15 protein-coding genes, 1 tRNA gene and 1 pseudogene are annotated in these 16824 nt (G+C 50.1%); 8 read left to right on the top strand and 9 right to left on the bottom strand.

Features of this window, described 5'->3' with window-relative positions; translation table 11 throughout:
• The first annotated feature begins 465 nt into the window (after positions 1-465).
• Both C2M17_RS04530 and C2M17_RS04525 read left to right on the top strand, forming a co-directional pair.
• Complete coding sequence (locus C2M17_RS04530) at positions 466-3135, top strand: ATP-binding protein (protein WP_105199661.1); 2670 nt, start codon at positions 466-468, stop codon at positions 3133-3135.
• Between the two features lie 36 nt (positions 3136-3171).
• Positions 3172-3597 carry a GNAT family N-acetyltransferase gene (locus C2M17_RS04525; RefSeq protein ID WP_105199660.1) on the top strand — a complete coding sequence of 142 codons (426 nt, stop codon included), beginning with the start codon at positions 3172-3174 and terminating at the stop codon, positions 3595-3597.
• Positions 3598-3615: 18 nt separating this feature from the next.
• Here C2M17_RS04525 and rimI read toward each other — a convergent pair whose 3' ends face one another.
• The 4 genes from rimI to C2M17_RS04505 all read right to left on the bottom strand — a co-directional run bounded on the left by rimI (position 3616) and on the right by C2M17_RS04505 (position 5500).
• Positions 3616-4068, bottom strand: a complete 453-nt coding sequence (gene rimI, locus C2M17_RS04520) for a ribosomal protein S18-alanine N-acetyltransferase (RefSeq protein ID WP_105199659.1) — start codon at positions 4066-4068, stop codon at positions 3616-3618.
• A complete protein-coding gene (locus tag C2M17_RS04515) occupies positions 4061-4366 on the bottom strand; it encodes a hypothetical protein (protein ID WP_105199658.1) in 306 nt (101 codons plus the stop codon). Before C2M17_RS04515 ends, rimI begins: the two co-directional genes overlap by 8 nt.
• A gap of 62 nt (positions 4367-4428) precedes the next feature.
• Positions 4429-4505, bottom strand: a tRNA-Trp gene (locus C2M17_RS04510).
• Between the two features lie 116 nt (positions 4506-4621).
• The gene (locus C2M17_RS04505) at positions 4622-5500 is read right to left on the bottom strand and encodes a LysR family transcriptional regulator (protein ID WP_105199657.1); all 879 of its coding nucleotides are present in this window, start codon (positions 5498-5500) and stop codon (positions 4622-4624) included.
• A gap of 112 nt (positions 5501-5612) precedes the next feature.
• Here C2M17_RS04505 and C2M17_RS04500 point away from each other — a divergent pair, with 112 nt between their 5' ends.
• The 3 genes from C2M17_RS04500 (at position 5613) to C2M17_RS04490 (ending at position 8204) form a co-directional block, all read left to right on the top strand.
• Positions 5613-6020 (top strand): Ohr family peroxiredoxin, encoded by a 408-nt coding sequence (locus C2M17_RS04500; protein WP_105199769.1) that lies wholly within the window; start codon positions 5613-5615, stop codon positions 6018-6020.
• A 20-nt stretch (positions 6021-6040) separates the two neighbouring features.
• Positions 6041-7021, top strand: a complete 981-nt coding sequence (locus tag C2M17_RS04495) for a zinc-binding dehydrogenase (protein WP_105199656.1) — start codon at positions 6041-6043, stop codon at positions 7019-7021.
• A gap of 250 nt (positions 7022-7271) precedes the next feature.
• On the top strand, positions 7272-8204 hold the full coding sequence (locus C2M17_RS04490) for a hypothetical protein (RefSeq protein ID WP_105199655.1): 933 nt from the start codon (positions 7272-7274) through the stop codon (positions 8202-8204).
• Between the two features lie 62 nt (positions 8205-8266).
• On the opposite strand, the gene guaA is transcribed toward C2M17_RS04490, so the two are convergent.
• Both guaA and guaB read right to left on the bottom strand, forming a co-directional pair.
• On the bottom strand, positions 8267-9844 hold the full coding sequence (gene guaA, locus C2M17_RS04485; RefSeq protein WP_105199654.1) for a glutamine-hydrolyzing GMP synthase: 1578 nt from the start codon (positions 9842-9844) through the stop codon (positions 8267-8269).
• A gap of 111 nt (positions 9845-9955) precedes the next feature.
• Entirely contained in the window at positions 9956-11425 is a 1470-nt protein-coding gene (gene guaB / locus C2M17_RS04480) for an IMP dehydrogenase (protein ID WP_105199653.1), read from the bottom strand.
• Between the two features lie 134 nt (positions 11426-11559).
• Between guaB and xseA the strand changes: the two are divergent.
• Positions 11560-12917: pseudogene (xseA, locus tag C2M17_RS04475) on the top strand (exodeoxyribonuclease VII large subunit).
• Here the strand turns inward: xseA and C2M17_RS04470 are convergent.
• The 3 genes from C2M17_RS04470 to C2M17_RS04460 form a co-directional block, all read right to left on the bottom strand.
• Positions 12880-13590 carry a hypothetical protein gene (locus C2M17_RS04470; protein WP_105199652.1) on the bottom strand — a complete coding sequence of 237 codons (711 nt, stop codon included), beginning with the start codon at positions 13588-13590 and terminating at the stop codon, positions 12880-12882. The pseudogene xseA and the gene C2M17_RS04470 sit on opposite strands and share 38 nt — an antisense overlap.
• Before the next feature lie 20 nt (positions 13591-13610).
• The gene (cysE, locus tag C2M17_RS04465; RefSeq protein ID WP_105199651.1) at positions 13611-14426 is read right to left on the bottom strand and encodes a serine O-acetyltransferase; all 816 of its coding nucleotides are present in this window, start codon (positions 14424-14426) and stop codon (positions 13611-13613) included.
• 107 nt (positions 14427-14533) lie between these two features.
• Positions 14534-15556 (bottom strand): AraC family transcriptional regulator, encoded by a 1023-nt coding sequence (locus C2M17_RS04460; protein ID WP_158683974.1) that lies wholly within the window; start codon positions 15554-15556, stop codon positions 14534-14536.
• Positions 15557-15720: 164 nt separating this feature from the next.
• Between C2M17_RS04460 and C2M17_RS04455 the strand changes: the two genes are divergently transcribed.
• On the top strand, positions 15721-16041 hold the full coding sequence (locus C2M17_RS04455) for a DUF962 domain-containing protein (protein WP_105199649.1): 321 nt from the start codon (positions 15721-15723) through the stop codon (positions 16039-16041).
• A 25-nt stretch (positions 16042-16066) separates the two neighbouring features.
• Complete coding sequence (locus tag C2M17_RS04450; protein WP_105199648.1) at positions 16067-16810, top strand: class II aldolase/adducin family protein; 744 nt, start codon at positions 16067-16069, stop codon at positions 16808-16810.
• Positions 16811-16824 lie beyond the last annotated feature (14 nt).

Below are 16824 nucleotides of genomic sequence, written 5' to 3'. Positions count from 1 at the left end.
CGGTTAAGTCGCAATTAAATGTGTAGGGTCTGTTTACCTTTGCTGTTTGTTTCTGCAGCAGTTTGTAGTGTATTTATACAAGGCGGCACATGTGTGGTGTAGTTATCTACATGAACATGTAACAACACAGTAGAAATGCGCTACAAGCGCTGCCCTACGGGTTCATCTAAACGCATCCTGCTCTGTGTTGCTCGCTATGTACATAGAATGCTATGCAGCATAACGAGCGTCGTGATCAGAATGCGTTTAGATTGAACATAAAGTAAACCGCAAAGATAAACAGACCCTAAATAATGCCCGAGATTATACCGACTTTAGGGTGTGCACAAAAGCGTCGAATACAAGTAAAAGTGACTTCGTGACCCACCTATGTGTATTATTGCTGAGCATTTTGTATAATTTTTTTGTTGTGGCGATTACCATAACGCGCTCAGGCTATTTTAAGACGTTGCAAGGAGGCGCACCGTGAAAACAAGCAAGCTCAGTATTCGCTTATTGTGGTACATCACTCCTGTGGTGATCTTGCCCTTGCTGTTTTTAGGTGGTTTTACCCTTACCAATGTCACCAGCTCCTCGGAGCAACAGGCGCAGCTGATCGTCAGCCGCTTTGTTGAGCAGCAGCAGAACAAGGTGTTTCATTCGCTCAATGTCTATCATTCCACCACAGAACTGCTTAGCACCTCGCCGGTATTGCAAAACTTTTTACACCAGCTCAATCACCCCAAAAGCTCCTATACAGCGCATCTGGGTGCCCTGCTCGATGTATTTAGCAGTTATACCGAGGCCTACCCGGATATTCTCAGCATTAACTTTATTTCCAGCGAGCAGGAAAGTTACGCTTACTTTTCCACCACGCTGCAAAGTGCGCCTCCGCAATATCCGTTTTTCGAGCAATTGCTGACCAGCTCTTTGCGCCGCCAGCAGTTTATGGTGCAAGAAGACAATGGCGAAACCAGCCTCTACTTTGCACAAAAGGTGTTTGCCCCGGACTACCATTTAGAGCGCCCTGTGCTGCTGGGCCACATTATATTACGGGTACAGCCGACGGTTTTAAACACCGCAATTTTAGAGGCGCCCTATAACAACACCTTGAATTTATTGCTGACCGAGCAAGGTAAGGTGCTGTTTAGCTCTAACCACACCTTGCTTGGCAAAACCCTTAGCAAACAGGATTTAGAGGCCATAGATCTCTGGGCCGACAATGGCCGCCTCAATGAAATTGTGCTTGAGAGCGTCGATAAGACGGAGCGTATGCTCTATGGCGTGCAAATGCCCGACGGCCATTATTTCGTTACCAGCATCCCGAAAAAAATGCTCTACCAGGCCGGTAAGCTGATAAGTCTCATCACCGCGCTGATCGTGCTGATCTCCATTATCACCCTGCCGGTGTTGATCTTTATCGTGGTGCGCAACTTGCTACTTAACCCCATAGAGCAACTGGGGGCTGCCAGTCACTGTGTCGGCAACAACAATCTGGCCGTGCGCCTTGATGACACCCGCACCGATGAGGTCGGTCAGCTGTTTAGCGACTTTAACAACATGGTGAGCAAGATTTATCACTCCCAGGTCGAGCTAAAAAATTACAAAGACACCTTGGAACAAAGAGTTGAAGAGCGCACCCTAGAGCTGGAGCAAACCAATAAAGCGCTGGAACAGGCCATTGAACAGGCGGAGCAGGCCAACCAGCTAAAAAGCCGCTTCTTAGCCAATATGAGCCATGAAATTCGCACTCCCTTAACCGCCATCATGGGCTTTACCGAGCAGTTGCTGGAGAACAGCCAGATTGATGATGACAAGGTGCAACACCAGCTTGCAACCGTACTGCGTAACTCGCGTCACCTGCTGGAGCTAATCAACAACATCTTGGATCTATCAAAAATTGAGGCAGAAAAACTGGCGGTGAACCGCGAGCCAGTGTCACTCTATGAGCTGTTTGACGACTTAAACTCCATAGTCGAGCCCCAGGCGCAACAAAAACAGCTGGAGTTTGCCATCAACTACCAGCTCCCCTTACCCAAATACATTAACAGCGACCAGACCCGCATTAAGCAGATCCTCCTTAACATCCTCACCAATGCGGTTAAATTTACCGCCCAAGGCCAGGTGCAATTGGAGGTCAGCTACCACGACGACTTGCTTGAGTGCGTAGTCAGTGACACCGGCATAGGTATCTCAGATCAAGAGCTAACCCGTATCTTTAAGCCCTTTGAGCAGGCCGACACCACCACCACCCGTCGCTTTGGCGGCAGTGGTCTGGGCCTGTGTATCGCGAAAAACCTGGCGCAATTGCTTGGCGGTGATGTCCATGCTCATAGCCAGCAGGGCATTGGCAGTCGCTTTACCATTAGAATCAAGTGTAACCAGGTGTATGATGCCCCAGACTTCTATTATGGTGCCGAAGAAATGCAGCCGGTCAGGGAGCCTATGCCGACCTTAAGCTGGCAGCAGTTTGACGGCGAAATTCTGGTGGCCGAGGATAATCAGGACAACCAAGCGCTTATCTCTTTGCTGTTGGAGCGCTGGGGGATCACCCCGGACTTTGCCAATAACGGCGCCGAAGCGGTGGAAAAGGCCTTGGTTAAAGACTACCAGCTGATCTTAATGGATATGCAGATGCCGGTGATGGGCGGTGAAGAAGCAACGCAAATGCTGCGCCATGCCGCCTACGACGGGCCTATTATTGCGCTGACCGCCAATGTGATGAAACATGATATTGAGCGCTATTTAGCGGCGGGCTGCGACAAGGCACTGGCCAAACCCATAGACAAGGAGCAGCTTGAACATACCCTGGCCACCTATTTAAGTCTGCAGCAGGAGGCCAACTCCAAGTGGGACGACATATTGAAAAGCGAGCGCTTTTTACAGATCAATGAAAACTACAAGCAAAAGCTCCCCGACTACCTTGAGCAGGTCTTGGCTCACCAAAAAGCTAAAGAATGGGAGCAATTGCAGGCCATTGCCCACAGCATTAAAGGCAGCGCCAGCTGCTTTGGCTTTAACGCTGTGGCCGAAGCCGCCAGCGAGCTTGAATTATCGCTGCGCAAAGGTGAATGCGACCACCACGAATATCCGGTGCTTAAACTTGAGCACGCCATCCGCTTTGTTTTAGAAAAGGATGCCACCAGACCCCTTTAGGTCGACTTAAAAGGCGTTAGTGTTACGGAGTAAGATATGCACATAGAATTAAGTGCCACCCCCTCAGAAGCGGATTTAAAAACCATCAGTCAGGGAATCCAGTCTTATAATCAAGACCATCTGCCAGATCAGCTGGTGTTCGAGCCGGATACCCGCTTTGCCGCGTTTGCGCGCAATGACAAGGGTGAGGTGGTTGGCGGCATTCGTGCCAATGCTTTTTGGAATTATTGCATTATCGAGCTGCTGTGGTTGTCGGCGCAAACTCGTGGCAGTGGCGTGGGCTCACGCCTAATGGCCGCGGTTGAAGCTCATGCCAAGGCTCAAGGCTTTAACTATATGCGCACGGAAACCTTGGACTTTCAGGCCAAGCCCTTTTATGAAAAGCTTGGCTATAAGGTATATGGAGAGTTAGCGGATTGTCCTAAGGGACACACAACCTACTGCCTGATTAAAGCGCTCTAGTCAAAGCGCTCAGCTTAACTATCTGAAGTATTCGACTGTGCTTAATTCGCACATCATCAGGGTGGCATCCTCACCATCGGGATAATATTTCTTGCGCACGCCGTTGGCGATAAAACCACATCCTTCATACAGGGCGATGGCGGCCACATTGCTTTCGCGCACTTCTAAAAACAGCAGCTCAGCATTACGCGCGTTCGAGTCCTTAATGAGCGATTGCATCAACACCTTACCCAAGCCCTGCCCTTGTTGGCTCGGCGCAACGCAAATATCCACCAGGGTGATATCGGGGCCGGCTTGCTCGGCGACATAAAAGCCCAACAGCGTGTTATCACTGAAGAGCCCGGTGCAAAAATAGCGTCCGGACATACAAGAGCGCATCAGCGTTTCGCTCCACGGGTGGCTGTGACAGGCTCGCTCAATTACCATCATATCCGCCAGGTGTTGTTCGCCTAAAGGCGCCAGGCTATGCATGGCTAAGTACCTGCTCGCATTCACACAATTGCTGCCACAGGGCCTGCTTATGTGCCACTGATAAGTTATCACTTGGAAGGTAAACGCGATTGCCTTGTAGTTGTGGTGTACTTACATTGCCTAGGTGCACTTCGCTACCCGCAGGAAGCAGGCGCAAAATATCCTCGGCCAGAGTGCCAGACAAGGGTTGTGAATCTTTGATTTGTTCACCATCAAGAGGCTGTGTGTCTTGTGTTCGATAAGCTGCACGTAAGCGCACCGGCTGTATAGCAAAAATATCGGCTAACTGTGATTGCATAGGGAAATTATTAACTGCATTTGGCGGCTGCCAGTGTAGCGTAAAGACGCTCAGGAAAGAAGTGGCAGGGGCGGAGAGATTCGAACTCCCAACCGTCGGTTTTGGAGACCGCTGTTCTACCAATTGGAACTACGCCCCTGCAATGTCGACGCATTATAATGAGCTTTTTATAAAGGTAAAGAAAAAATATCACCGCACCTGTTCAATTGCTTTGAAAATAAACAACTGCAGAAAAAACAGTCTATTTTAGCCGTATTAAGGCGTAAATACCCCACGCAGCAACTGCTGCGCTCTGGCAATCCTGGGGCTACGCAACGCCCCCGCCCGCCAACACAAGTGATACTGTATCGCCGGGTTTGACTGAGAGCCGCCTATGGCGACTAAACGTTCGTGTTTTAAATCATCACTCACCAGGTACTCGGGTAACACCGACCATCCTAATCCCGCCAGCACCAGGGTACGCAAGCAACGCAGATCTGGGGCGGTGATAATCTCATTTAAGTGCCCCAAGAATAAACCATTATGACTTACCCATTGGCGCACCAGGGTACGGCCCAGATCATAGGCCACCAAGGGTTGCTCACTTAATACCAGCTCCAGGTCCTGGCTCATTTGCCGCGCCCTGGCTGGGCTGGCGACCAAGAAAACCCGCTCCTCTCCCAGTAAACAGTAATCCAGTTGCCCGTCTTCCGGAGGCGTTAAACACAAGGCAAAGTCCGAGTTACCATCTTTCAGAAAGGTAAACATGTCGTCATCGTGACTGGGGTGTAAACGTATTTGCGCCCCGGCATCGGTGAGCGGTTGCAACTTTGGGGCAAGCATACTCGAGAGCATATCTATGGGGCCGTTTATATGTATCACCCCGTCTATTTTGCTGCCGTGCGACTTCATTTTTGCCAACACGCCTTCGGCATAATCCAGGGTATCTCCCAGTTGTATCGCTAGTTCATCGGCAATACGGGTTGGCCGCACTCCGCGCACATGACGTACAAACAAACGGTGATCCAATTGCGACTCGAGTGAAGCGATATGACTGGAAACCGCAGGTTGAGTGATATGCAAAACATCGGCGGCCTTGCTAAAAGAACGCTGACGGTAGACCTCAACAAAGGTGCGTAGTTGGTGAATGGACATAAGCTTCAGCTATAAATTAAATTATATTAAACCAAGTTTAGATTATTTTTCCTCTATCTGCTTCTCACGCATACTGGGTCCCAACAGAGTAAGAGCCAACAAGGTAGCCAGTATGATTTATTCAACCACAGCCATTGCCAGTGGTGGCCGCGATGGCAGCGCCAAGCTAGCCGACGACAGCCTGACCCTTACCATGACCACACCGGGTACCAGCGCACCTGGGCATAACCCGGAGCAGCTGTTCGCCATGGGGTACGCAGCCTGTTTCGACAATGCCCTTATTCTCACTGCCAAGCGCTTGAAGATGGCACTTAAGGGCTGTCAAACCCAGGTTACCGTGGGCCTGGATAAGGTCGCCGAGCAGTATCTGCTTGATGTAACCATAGATGTCTCAATAGAAGGCCTAGAGCCAGCACAGAGCGAGCAGCTTATCGCCCTGGCCCATGAGGTTTGCCCTTATTCAAATGCACTGCGCGGCAATGCCAAGGTGCGCGTTAAAAACCTTGAACAATCCGCCTAAAGATAAATTTTGGAGTCCGTATGAACACAATGAAAGCCGCCATGTATACAAATACAGGCCACCCCGCAGAGGTGCTAGACGCCCGTGAAATAGCCATTCCCGAGCCACAGGCGGGGGAGATCCGCGTGCGTATGACACGCTCGCCCATACATAACCATGACATCATGACCGTCCGCGGCGAGTACGGCAGCCTACCCGAGTTGCCCGCCATCGGCGGCAGTGAAGCCGTAGGCATTGTTGATGCACTGGGTGAGGGCGTTGTAGGCCCCGCTGTTGGCACACGAGTAAACGTGGCCGGCGCCGCTGGCACCTGGGCAGAGTACTTTATTGCTCCTGCTATGGCGGCGGTGCCGCTGCCGGATAGCATCAGCGACGATATCGCCGCGCAATTATTAGCCATGCCGATGAGTTCGGTAATGGCGCTTAATAAAATCCCCGCCAAAACAGGTGATTGGATCGTGGTTAACGCCGCCAACGGCGCCGTCGGCAAAACCGTGGCCCAAATAGCCAAAGGCCGTGGCCTTAAGGTACTGAGCCTGGTTAACCGTGGCAGCTCCAAGGCGCAACTTGACGAGCTGGGTATTGGCAACGTCTTTGCCATGGACGAAGCCAATTGGTTTGAAAGTGCCCTCGCCGCTATTGACGGCCCCGTGGTCGGCGGTATCGAAATGATTGGCGGTGAAGCCGCCCGTAAGCTGATTAACCTGGTCGGAAACGGTGGTACTGTCCTGTCTTTTGGTGCCATGTCCAACGAGCCCATGGCGGTGGATGCGGCCGATCTGATCTTTAAGGAAATCACCGTAAAAGGCTTTTGGGGCATGGTGGAATTCAGCCGTTTAACACCGGAGCAAATCACCGACTCGGTACTGGAGCTGATTGGGTTAGCCGAGCAAGGCGAACTAACCTTGCCGGTTCATGAAACCTTTGCCATCAAGGACATTGCTAAAGCCGGTGCCACCTATGACCAGCCGCGTCAAGGCAAGCTCATGATTCAGCCTTAAGCAAAGAAATTCAGAGTAAGTCATTTAAGTAATGTGACGTCAAAAGGCCCCAACCAGGGCCTTTTTTTTGTCCATGAGCAGCACACCTACAAATATAGGTACAAGTGGATTGACACCCTTGTAGGCTGCTTGCTATTTTCCTTAACGGCCTATTTGGCATTGAAACGGATGCCAATAAAAATCAAATGGATAGCGCTTTTATAGGCATGGCTTATGGCCAAAGCGCTAACAAGCAAATAAGGACGTTAAGATGAAAAAAGCCAATAACTGGTTAGTACCCTTGTGCACCGCCCTCGCCCTGCTGGCAAGCACGCCGACTCTGGCAAAGAATTACCTAAATATCGAAGTAGCGGATGAAATACTGGCACTGGGAGAGCAATACCAGCTGTCGCTCAGCGAGAGTATTCTCAACGAGAAAAAACATGAGGTGAACAAGAAGCGCCTCACCTTTATGCCCGAGGACGACAAGGTCTTTTACGAATTTACACTTAGCATCAAAAAAGACGACAAAGTGTGGATCAGTGATGTCTTTATCTTTAGCAACCAAAAGAACTTTTTAGACTTTAACACCCTGCTTTTTTCAAAGCTTGTTGATGAGAGCGACTTTTATCATCTTGATCACAAGGCCGGATACAATTTCTTCTCGTCTTATTCGCAGCATATCCCACAAGGCTATACCAAGTTAAAAGCCGAATACGACAAGGGCCTGCCGCACTATTTTAGCTACACCAGCGCATCGACCGACTACCAGGCTTACCTGGCAAATATTTATCCTTTGTCGGAAAAATTGAAGAAGGCGGTTAAGGACACCCAGGCGACTAAGGTCACACCCCATGAAGAGATCATTACGGACTTTATCAGCGCAGTAAACGCCAAGCGCTCGGCACCATTATTAAAGTATCGCGACCCCAAGGCTTCAGAAAAGAACAAGGATATTTATAAGCGTGGACTGCAAACCCTGTTCGCCTACTTCGATAAAATTGGTAACCCCAGCAAGTTCGAGGTGGCTCAACACAGGCGCTATGAAAACATCAATCAGCCTGGTGTTGATTACTACCTAGTCGAAATTCTTGAACATAATGGACAGCTGGATAACAAAATAGAGATGGAGTTTTTCTTTAGCGATGTGCACGGTAAACGCTACATCAAGGAATACGACATTACGGGTATTCATTTTCAATAACAAAAAAGGGCTGATATCAGCCCTTTTTTAGTGTGCTTATCTCATTGAGAGATAGTCAGGAATTATTCCCACTCGATAGTCGCAGGCGGCTTACCTGAGATATCGTAAACTACGCGAGAAATACCGTCGATTTCGTTGATGATACGGTTTGAAACCTTACCTAGGAAGTCATACGGTAGGTGTGACCAACGCGCGGTCATAAAGTCGATGGTTTCAACGCAACGTAGGCTCACAACCCAGTCGTATTTACGGGCATCACCCATTACGCCTACCGACTTAACTGGTAGGAATACAGTAAATGCTTGCGACACTTTATGGTAAAGATCTGCTTTATGCAGCTCTTCGATGAAAATCGCATCGGCACGACGAAGCAGGTCGCAGTACTCTTTCTTGATTTCACCCAGTACACGTACACCTAGACCAGGACCCGGGAACGGATGACGGTAAAGCATGTCGTAAGGCAGACCTAGCTCTAGACCTATCTTGCGTACTTCGTCTTTGAATAGCTCACGTAGTGGCTCAACAAGGCCCAGCTCCATATCTTCAGGAAGACCGCCCACGTTGTGGTGTGACTTGATCACGTGCGCTTTACCTGTAGCTGAGGCCGCTGACTCGATTACGTCTGGGTAGATAGTACCCTGAGCAAGCCATTTCGCGTTTACGCGCTTGCCAGCTTCTTCGTCGAATACTTCGATAAAGGTGTGACCGATGGCCTTACGCTTGGCTTCTGGCTCGTCAATGCCTTCAAGGGCTTTCAAGAAGCGCTCTTCTGCATCAATCTTAACTATGTTCAGACCGAAGTGGTCGCCGAACATGTCCATTACCTGTTGGCCTTCGTTTAAACGCAGTAGACCGTTGTCAACGAATACACAGGTCAGCTTGTCGCCAATCGCTTTGTTGATAAGCATGGCCACAACCGATGAATCAACACCACCAGAAAGACCTAGAATAACTTCGTCGTCACCTACTTTTTCTTTGATACGGGCAATTGCATCTTCGATGATTTGCGCCGGAGTCCATAGTTTTTCACAACCACAGATATCAACGACAAAGCGCTCAAGTAAACGCTGACCTTGTAGTGTGTGCGTTACTTCCGGGTGGAACTGAACGCCGTAGAAGCGCTTTTCTTCCCATGACATGGCCGCATGCGGACAAGTATCTGTTTTAGCGGTAGTCGCGAACTGAGGTGGAATTGACTCAACCTTGTCACCGTGGCTCATCCACACATCCAGCAGACCCGCGCCGTTTTCACCCAGGTGATCTTCAATGGCGTCGAATAATGGACAGTTACCCACTTTTTCAACTTGCGCGTAACCGAACTCTTTCTTATCAGAGCCGTGTACCTTACCGCCCAGCTGCATGGCCATGGTTTGCATGCCGTAACATACACCAAGAACCGGCACACCCGCTTCAAATACGTACTCAGGCGCGCGAGGGCTGCCTTGCTCTACCGTTGACTCTGGGCCACCAGATAGAATGATACCTTGTGGGTTAAATTCACGGATTTGCTCTTCCGTTACATCCCATGCCCATAGCTCACAGTAAATACCAATTTCACGCACACGACGGGCGATTAATTGCGTGTACTGTGAACCAAAGTCTAGGATCAATATACGGGAGTCATGGATATCTTTGCTCATTGCGATCTCATCTAAATTAAATGAAATTGGATTAACGCTAATGCTTTTTCGTTAATCAGAAATTAGTAAGGGCTAGCAACTTGCTAGCCCTGTTTTCGTCTAAAGTGGCAATTAGCCTAGACGATAGTTTGGCGCTTCTTTGGTGATTTGCACATCATGTACGTGTGATTCACCCATACCTGCGGCAGTAACACGTACAAAGTGCGGCTTAGTATTTAGTTCTGCAATCGTTGCACAGCCTGTTAGACCCATGGCACTGCGAATACCGCCCACTTGCTGGTGAATAATATTAGCGATTGGGCCTTTATATGCTACACGACCTTCAATACCTTCTGGTACAAGCTTTTCTTCTGATTTAGCATCTTGGAAGTAACGGTCTGATGAACCTTCTTTTTGGTTCATTGCACCTAAGCTACCCATACCACGGTATGACTTATAGTAACGGCCTTGATAAAGTTCAACTTCACCTGGTGCTTCTTCTGTACCCGCTAGCATTGAGCCCACCATTACCAATGACGCGCCAGCAACAAGTGCTTTAGCAATATCACCAGAGAAACGGATACCACCGTCGGCGATTACCGGAATATCACGGCCTTGTAAGCCTTCAACAGCATCTGAAATCGCGGTAATTTGTGGTACACCACAACCAGTTACGATACGAGTCGTACAGATAGAGCCTGGGCCAATACCTACTTTAACGGCATTTGCACCGGCATCAGCTAATGCAACCGCACCTTCAGCCGTTGCTACGTTACCGGCAACGATTTGTAAATCAGGGAAGGCTTCGCGCGTTGCTTTAACGCGGTCGATAACGCCTTGTGAATGGCCATGCGAGGTATCGATAAGTAAAATATCAACGCCCGCTTCAACCAATGCAGCGATACGCTCATCGGTACCTGCGCCAACACCAACAGCAGCACCCACACGTAAACGGCCTTGCTCGTCTTTACATGCGTTTGGCTTATCTTGTGCTTTTTGGTAATCCTTAACCGTGATCATGCCTTTGAGTTTAAAGTCATCATTTACAACTAAGATTTTTTCGATACGGTGCTCGTGCATAAGACCTAGAATAGTTTCGCGGTCCGCACCTTCTTTTACCGTTACCAGCTGGTCTTTTTTCGTCATTACTGTCGAAATTGGCTGGTCTAGTTTGGTTTCAAAACGCATATCACGGCTTGTTACTATACCAACTAGGTTGTTATCGGTATCAACAACAGGGAAACCTGAGAAACCTTTATCGTGTGCTAACTCTAAGGCACCTGCGATAGTCAGATCAGCAGTGACAGTAACAGGGTGAGAAACTATGCCCGCTTCGTAAGTTTTTACCTTACGAACATTCGCTGCTTGCTCAGCGATGGTCATATTTTTGTGGATAAAGCCAAGACCACCTTCTTGTGCTAACGCAATCGCTAAACGCGCTTCGGTAACTGTGTCCATAGACGCAGAAACGATTGGCAAATTCAGTTCGATTGTTTTGGTTAGACGAGTTTTAAGGTTTGCTGTATGTGGTAATACAGTTGAATGACCTGGTACTAATAGTACGTCATCAAAGGTTAAAGCTTCTTTAGCGATCCTAAGCATTGGCAACTTCTCACGAATTGGTGATTGGGTGGAGTTGCGGCGGCATTTTATCAGCGATGTACGCACGAGTAAAATAAAATTTGCGCTTTATTTATGATAAACTGCCCCAAGTTTCCCCCAGGCGCTTTATCACTATGTATTCACAATCAAATTCTGCCGCTAACCAGGGCGTTTATACTGTGTCTCGACTCAATCGCGAGATCCGTACCATTTTGGAACGTGGCTTTGCCTCGATTGTGCTTAGTGGTGAAATTTCCAACTTTGTCGCCCCCGCCTCAGGGCATTGGTACTTCTCGCTAAAAGACGATAAATCTCAGGTGCGCGCGGCCATGTGGCGCGGTAATAATCGCTACGCCAAATTCCGCCCCAAAGACGGCGACCAGGTGCAGGTACAAGCCAGAGTATCCCTGTACGAACCCCGTGGCGACTATCAGGTTATTGTCGAACAGATGGAAGCCGCCGGCGAAGGCGCCTTAAAACAAGAATTCGAGGCACTGAAAATGCGCCTTGCGGCACAAGGTCTGTTTAGCTCGGCACATAAAAAACCTTTACCCAGCACGATTAACAAGGTCGGGGTGATCACCTCCTCGACCGGTGCCGCCATCAAAGACATCTTAACCGTGTTACAACGTCGGGCACCGCAATTAGAGGTGGTGATTTATCCCTGTCGGTGCAAGGCGACACCGCCCATCAGGGGATAATCGACAAGCTGCAACTGGCCAATGCCCGTAATGAAGTGGATGTACTGATCGTCGGTCGCGGCGGCGGCAGCCTGGAAGATCTCTGGTGCTTTAATAACGAGCAGCTCGCCCATGCCATCTTTAACAGCCAGTTACCTGTGATCAGCGCCGTCGGCCATGAAATCGACACCACCATCAGCGACTTTGTTGCCGATATTCGCGCCGCCACGCCTTCGGCAGCGGCGGAGCTGGTGAGCCCGGACAGCAATCAGCTCAAGCAAGCCATACAGCATCAAAAGCAGCGCCTTTACAGCGCCTGGCGTCATCAGTTGCATGAGCGCTCACAGCTATTGCAACGACTGCAAAGCCGCTTAGCGCAGCAGCATCCGGCCAATCAATTAATGCAACAGCAGCAACGCTTGGATGAACTGCAAATGCGCCTGCACCATGCCATGGAAGGACGCTTAAGCCACCAGCAGAGGCAGTTAAATCAGCTTAATATGCGCATGCAACGCGCCAACCCGGGTACTCAGGTGGCGGCGGCGAAATACCAGTTGCAGCAGTTGTCTACGCGCTTGGTGGCGGTGCAAAAAGAGCAGCTCTATCAGGCTCAGTCTCAGCTTGCGCAATTGGCGGCCAGACTCGATAGCATCAGCCCGCTGGCGGTATTAGCCCGGGGCTATAGCATAACCAAAAGTGAACAAGGGATTGTGAAGTCGGTGCATCAGGTGCAACCACAGCAGCAATTAACGACCGTGGTTGCCGACGGGGAAATTATGACTCAGGTGGTTTGCGTTCAACCCAAAAGCTGAGGGAGCCATCTGAGCTCACCGCACTGGTGCGCTGAAATTGGCGCCACCATGGCTGCTTATCTAGGCGTGATTGAATTTGTCGCCAATCGGTACGCGGATCATGCTCGGCGCCATCCAAAACGGAAAACTCAATACGACACACGGTACTTTTACATTGCACCTTGTCTAGGGCGATCTTATCGCCAAAACCTTCACTGTAAACAAAATCACTGGTTTGGGTTTCCGTCAGATAGGCCCAGCTTTCATCACGGACTTCCTGAGCAAACAACTCTTGTAGCTGAGATTCCATTTTCTCCGGCCCTTTTAAGGCGCGCTGTAACATTTTTATTTCCTGGCGCGCCTGAGCCAGTTGTTGCTCCAACTGCTCCGTCTCTTCCGGGATTTTGCTCGCATTTTCCGACTCTGTGCTTGCAGCTTCGCCAGTAGGCGGCTCACCGAGAAACAGATCTTCCTGAACTGGTTCTTCAGCACTCATCTCGGCCTTGTTTATCATCTCACTTTGACCCTGTTGAATTACAGGCGCTGGAGCAGGAAGCAAGCCAGCCTGAGCTACTAGGCTATTGGGGGTTGTTGCGGTGAGCTGTTGTTCGGTGTCGGAAAACAGCATATAGCCGCATCCCAGACCCACAAAAAAGGCCGCTGAAACGGCCATAACCAATTGATTCTTTACCATACTTTCCCTGCTGTTCAGTTTTAGAGCATGGCACTAGTATGGGATTTATTTTCCGGTTCGTCATCCAAAAAGTTTTGGTTCATGGACTCGGCCGGACAAGGACAATCCGGACGACCCACCACTTTAGCAGGTACGCCAACCGCTGTGGTGTGCGCAGGCACTGGGCTAAGCACCACAGAACCGGCACCGATACGGGCACCCTCGCCCACTTCGATATTACCCAGCACCTTGGCCCCGGCACCAATTAATACGCCGGCGCGGATTTTCGGGTGACGGTCGCCCGACTCATTCCCCGTACCACCTAAGGTCACAGACTGCAAAATAGACACATTGTCTTCAATCACAGCGGTTTCACCCACCACAATACCTGTGGCATGGTCAAACATGATGCCATGACCTACCTTACAGGCCGGGTGAATATCCACGCCAAACACTTCCGAGCTGCGGCTTTGAATAAAGCGCGCCAACTCTTTGCGGCCTTGGCGCCATAAGCAATGAGCTAAACGGTGCGCCTGAATGGCATGAAAGCCCTTAAGGTTTAAAATCACCATCAGGTAGGTGTCCACCGCCGGGTCGCGATCGCGCACCGCTTTAATGTCGTGGGCCACATGGGTCAACATGGCATCGCATTCAACAAAGGCCTGATCAAACAGCTCGCGGATGGTAAAGGCAGAGACCACGGCATCGGCCAGCTTGTTGGCAACAATAAAACTGAGCGCCGAGCCCAAACAATCATGATTAAGCACGCAAGAATAAACGTGGGATGCCAACAAGGGCTCTTTGGTAACGACTTGATTCGCTTCTTCTCTTAATTGCTGCCAGATCTCATGACGCATGGCGGTTTCCTAGTATTGACTAACTACTTAATTCTATAAGTGTAACGGATCTGGCGGCAAACGCGCTATCCCCGAAATCGGCGGGCTGGTTATTAGATATAACTAAATTATTCATTCAGTGCTTTCTCGCCGTAGATTATTTCCTCTTTGGGGGCATACAAAAAACGTTTTTCACTACGATACTCACTCGGTGAGACGGCAAACCAGCGCTTAAAGGCATGATGAAAGGCACTGAGCTCGCTGTAACCGCACAGGTAGGCTATTTCACTGAGGCTAAGGTTTGACTCCCGTAGCAGAGCACAGCTTTTTTCTTGGCGCAGGGCATCGAGCAAGGTGCGATAGCTGGTGTCTTCTGCGCTCAGGCGCCGCTGCAGCGTTTTCTCACTCATGCTCAACATCTGCGCCATGCTTCTACAGCTCAACTCGCCACTGGCCAGTTGCTGCTCTAATAGGAGTATCAACACCTGGCTGATGGCCTTGTGTTTTTCGGCCACTATGCCTTGTTGCAGCTGGGCGTGTACTACTTGGGCATTGGCCTGAAAATGTATCTCATGGTGAGGCGCACCGTATTCGATGGCACAATTAAAATACTGCTTGAGCTCCTCACAGGGTTCGCGGCGCTGCACGCAGACGAGGTTCGGCCGCCACTGCTTACCGGCCACGGTACGGGCTATTTTGACACAAAACGCCATTGCTGCCTCATAACTCTGCGTGCCGATAGCACAGGTACTGGAGGCAAAGTGAAAGCGTAGCAGAGCCTGCCCCGTTTGCTGCTCGATAAGCTGGGCATTAGTGGTGTCGCCTATCAGCTTTTGATAACGCAGGATCAGTTTATAAGCGCTTAGAACACAGTCTTGTTTTAATAAGGCCAAACCGATCACAGGAATTGCCCGCACATTCATGCCTCCACCGACGGCGATGCCGAGATTCAGCTGCTCACCGCGCTGCTCAATGGCCATTTGCGCCGCGTGCCACAAGATGCTGACATTACTTTGGGGATAGCGACTCTCCTTTACCGTAAGCGAGTCAAGGGCAATATTGGCCTCATTAAACAAGGGGGTTATGGGCAAGCCATGCCACTTGAAGGTTTCGGCCATGGCACTGACCCACCAGGATGAAATTGTTCGCATCGCCTGACCTAAAAAATCAAATATAAGACCCACAATAGCAAGCGCAGAGCGAAATTCCAGCATATTGTTAATGGGCGTGCTTAATTAGGTGCAACCCTCTTAACGGTTAACTATAAAAATAATGACTAAGGCACGCCGGTTATCAACTCAACAGGAGGACACCCATGGGTCATGTCTCTGATAAAGAAGGCTTTAGCAGCTTTAAGGAGTTTTATCCTTATTATCTGCAAGAGCATAAAAACAAGGTATGCCGACGCCTGCATGTGCTTGGCAGCACCTTAGTACTGGCGGTCTTGGCGGCAGCCATCATTAGCGGCCAGTATGTGTGGCTGTGGTCCTTGCCGATTATCGGCTATGGCTTTGCCTGGGTTGGCCATTTCTTTTTTGAAAAAAATAAACCGGCCACCTTCACCTACCCGTTTTACAGCTTTCTTGGCGACTGGGTTATGTTTAAAGACATCATCACCCGCAAGGTTCCTTGGTAAAGGTCCCTGGTAATAAGGAATAACAATGAAAGAACAGGTTTCACCACAAGAATGGCAAGCGCGAGTTGAACTCGCCGCGGCCTATAGATTGATCGCCCACTTTGGCTGGGACGATTTAATTTTCACCCATATCTCCATGCGCGTGCCCGGCACCGAGGATCAATTCTTAATTAATCCCTATGGCATGATGTTTCATGAGATCACCGCCTCATCGCTGATCCGCGTCGATCAGCAGTGCAACAAGTTGCATCACAGTGACTACCCAGTGAACCCCGCTGGCTTTACCATCCACAGCTGCATCCATGAAGCCCGCGATGACGCCCACTGTATTATTCACACCCATACCGCCAATGGCGTGGCCGTGTCGGCCAGCAAGCACGGACTCTTACCCATTTCGCAGCAGGCGGTGGTGGTGCACAGCGGCCTGAGCTATCACGACTATGAGGGTATCGCCCTGAACCCGGAGGAAAAAGAGCGCCTGGTTGCAGACTTGCAAGGCAATAACTTTCTGATCCTACGTAACCATGGTCTGCTAACGACGGGTAGCACCGTGGCGGACGCCTTCTTGTTTATGTATGCACTGGAGTCGGCTTGTGCCATACAGGCGCGCACCAACCAAGACCCTGAGCAGCTGATCCATGTACCTCAGCCGATTATCGATGGGATCCAGGGACAGACCCAGGCGGTCACTAAAGGCCTGGGCGGCGCCCTGGCCTGGCCGGCACTATTACGCCTGCTCGATGCCAATAACCCAGGCTATGATAGTTAGCCATTAGCCAGGCC

Origin of the sequence: Pseudoalteromonas sp. T1lg10, from assembly GCF_002964545.1 — a bacterium.
GTDB lineage: Bacteria > Pseudomonadota > Gammaproteobacteria > Enterobacterales > Alteromonadaceae > Pseudoalteromonas.
This window is presented reverse-complemented; position numbering and strand designations above follow the sequence as displayed.

What these genes read in the sequence shown, in the direction of transcription:
- C2M17_RS04525 (WP_105199660.1), top strand. Translation starts at nt 3,172, where the DNA reads ATGCACATAGAATTAAGTGCCACCCCCTCAGAAGCGGATTTAAAAACC.
- rimI (WP_105199659.1), bottom strand. Translation starts at nt 4,068, where the DNA reads ATGCATAGCCTGGCGCCTTTAGGCGAACAACACCTGGCGGATATGATG.
- C2M17_RS04455 (WP_105199649.1), top strand. Translation starts at nt 15,721, where the DNA reads ATGGGTCATGTCTCTGATAAAGAAGGCTTTAGCAGCTTTAAGGAGTTT.
- C2M17_RS04495 (WP_105199656.1), top strand. Translation starts at nt 6,041, where the DNA reads ATGAACACAATGAAAGCCGCCATGTATACAAATACAGGCCACCCCGCA.
- C2M17_RS04450 (WP_105199648.1), top strand. Translation starts at nt 16,067, where the DNA reads ATGAAAGAACAGGTTTCACCACAAGAATGGCAAGCGCGAGTTGAACTC.
- guaA (WP_105199654.1), bottom strand. Translation starts at nt 9,844, where the DNA reads ATGAGCAAAGATATCCATGACTCCCGTATATTGATCCTAGACTTTGGT.
- C2M17_RS04460 (WP_158683974.1), bottom strand. Translation starts at nt 15,556, where the DNA reads ATGCGAACAATTTCATCCTGGTGGGTCAGTGCCATGGCCGAAACCTTC.
- C2M17_RS04470 (WP_105199652.1), bottom strand. Translation starts at nt 13,590, where the DNA reads ATGGTAAAGAATCAATTGGTTATGGCCGTTTCAGCGGCCTTTTTTGTG.
- cysE (WP_105199651.1), bottom strand. Translation starts at nt 14,426, where the DNA reads ATGCGTCATGAGATCTGGCAGCAATTAAGAGAAGAAGCGAATCAAGTC.
- C2M17_RS04515 (WP_105199658.1), bottom strand. Translation starts at nt 4,366, where the DNA reads ATGCAATCACAGTTAGCCGATATTTTTGCTATACAGCCGGTGCGCTTA.
- C2M17_RS04500 (WP_105199769.1), top strand. Translation starts at nt 5,613, where the DNA reads ATGATTTATTCAACCACAGCCATTGCCAGTGGTGGCCGCGATGGCAGC.
- C2M17_RS04505 (WP_105199657.1), bottom strand. Translation starts at nt 5,500, where the DNA reads ATGTCCATTCACCAACTACGCACCTTTGTTGAGGTCTACCGTCAGCGT.
- guaB (WP_105199653.1), bottom strand. Translation starts at nt 11,425, where the DNA reads ATGCTTAGGATCGCTAAAGAAGCTTTAACCTTTGATGACGTACTATTA.
- C2M17_RS04490 (WP_105199655.1), top strand. Translation starts at nt 7,272, where the DNA reads ATGAAAAAAGCCAATAACTGGTTAGTACCCTTGTGCACCGCCCTCGCC.